The organism is Variovorax sp. P4_D9 (genome assembly GCF_056401695.1).
In genome coordinates this window covers 1-1,654 of sequence record NZ_JBFUIU010001346.1, presented here as the reverse complement: position 1 = coordinate 1,654, position 1,654 = coordinate 1, and the positions used below count along the sequence as shown (strand labels likewise).

Genomic DNA, 1,654 nt, shown 5'->3' with positions numbered 1-1,654 from the left:
GCGCCCAGCAGCGCATTGCGCAGGCGCTCGGACTCCATCTCGACCACCGCCTGCTGCGCCACTTCAACGTAGTGCACCCGCTCCAGCGCGATCGCAATCTGCCGCGCCAGCGTGTCGAGCTGTTGGGCCTGCTCCGGAATCAGCAGCCAGCGCAAGTGCAAGGGTTCGAGCGCGAGTACGCCGCGCACCCGCATCGGCGCCTTGAGCGGCACGTAGTGCCATGGTTGCGCCGCGAGCGTGGCCGTGGCCAAGCCAGCCGGCTGCCCATGGCGGAAGGCCCAGTCGGCGACGCTAGGATCAAAGCCGGGCGGCGGCGCAGCGGGCATCAGCAGCCGGTCGTTGGCGTCCGTCACCAGCACCAGCGCATGGCCGCCGAAATGACCTGTTCATGGCGTCACCACCGCCGGCAAACTTCCCCGTCATTCCAGATCCTTCTCGGCAAGAAACTTGGAAACCAAGTCGGCGATCTGAACGTTGTTCAGGTCCGACATGAGGAAGTGCGTGTTGCCCTTGATGCCGATTTCCGGCAGATGGATCAGGGTCACGTCGCCGCCGTGCTTGTTGACCGTGTCCCGCCACAGGCGGGCCATCATTAGCCGGGCTCGCCAGCTGTCCTGGGCCGGCAGGTCGATCGACCGATCAGGAATGTTGTCGCCGTAGAGAACCAGGATCGGAATCCGCGTCAAGGCCATGAACTGCGACATGGGCACGGCGGCGCCTTGCACCGTGTCGAACGCGCTAGGAACCGGCGCAGGCACTAGAACACCGGACCCTTGACCGGGGCGCCCGAGATGCGAGTTTGGTTGGCGATGCCCGCTGACAGCAGGGCTTCACCCGTTGGAATGGCCCGGCTGGGCTCGCGCCCCGGGGCGTCCTGAATTCCACGTTGCTTGCGATCCTCCACCACCTTCATCAGTTCGCCCAGCGCGTTGAGGCTGCGTGGAAAGCCGACGTATGCGTAAAGCTGCACCAGAATTTCCTTGGCCTCGCTGACGGTGAGGCCCGCATCCAGCCCTTGGTTCAAGACGGCGTTGAGCTTGGGCATATCACTGGTGGCCATAAAGGCCGCGACCAGGGGAATGGCCTGTTGCTTTGCGGACAGCGTGTCCGAAGCGACTTGAGTGCTGGTCATGGCTTTCGGTGCCTCGGTGTTTTGAGCGGCGAGGCTCGGCGCAAGCATCAGGGCAAGACTCAGCGCCAGGGCGGCCGTTAGCGGACCGGTCTTGCGATATTTCGCGAGCTTCGTGTGTGTCATCAGTTCGTTGCTCCTTAGGCACTCTTACCTCTACGTACATCGGCACGTTCAGGTGTGCCGTATGCGAAAGATCAAGGTCAGCCACGACGGCCTTGTTTGCTTCCTCGTTAAAGATGAGATCGTAAGGAAAGCGGCCAATTCGATTAAGCCCAATTCCGCATGAACTACTGAGATGAATTCATGAATAGCATGGGTCTGACTTGCAGTGCCAAGCGGTGACCCAGCACCGCGCCCCGTGCCGACAGCTTCCACGTCACGCAGGAATTTCTGGCTACATGCTGGGCGTGCGTCGTGTCGGCATCACGCTCGCCGCTGCCTGTACTGGTTGGGGAACAGCGCAGAACCCTTGGGGTTGCCTAGCGCGTCGCTTCCCACACGCCTACGACACCACGGTAAGAG

General features: G+C 62.4%; 2 protein-coding genes and 1 pseudogene. All 3 read right to left on the bottom strand.

What is annotated here, in order from left to right:
* Positions 1 to 383 (bottom strand): annotated as a pseudogene (locus AC1DY5_RS54760) (GAF domain-containing protein); the annotation flags it as partial.
* A 36-nt stretch (positions 384 to 419) separates the two neighbouring features.
* Positions 420 to 725 (bottom strand): hypothetical protein, encoded by a 306-nt coding sequence (locus AC1DY5_RS54755; protein WP_478122550.1) that lies wholly within the window; start codon positions 723 to 725, stop codon positions 420 to 422.
* Positions 726 to 757: 32 nt separating this feature from the next.
* A complete protein-coding gene (locus tag AC1DY5_RS54750) occupies positions 758 to 1,255 on the bottom strand; it encodes a carboxymuconolactone decarboxylase family protein (protein WP_478122549.1) in 498 nt (165 codons plus the stop codon).
* Between the last annotated feature and the right edge of the window lie 399 nt (positions 1,256 to 1,654).

Bases quoted from the DNA above. Each gene is read 5' to 3' on its own strand.
- AC1DY5_RS54750 (WP_478122549.1), bottom strand. From the start codon at position 1,255: ATGACACACACGAAGCTCGCGAAATATCGCAAGACCGGTCCGCTAACG.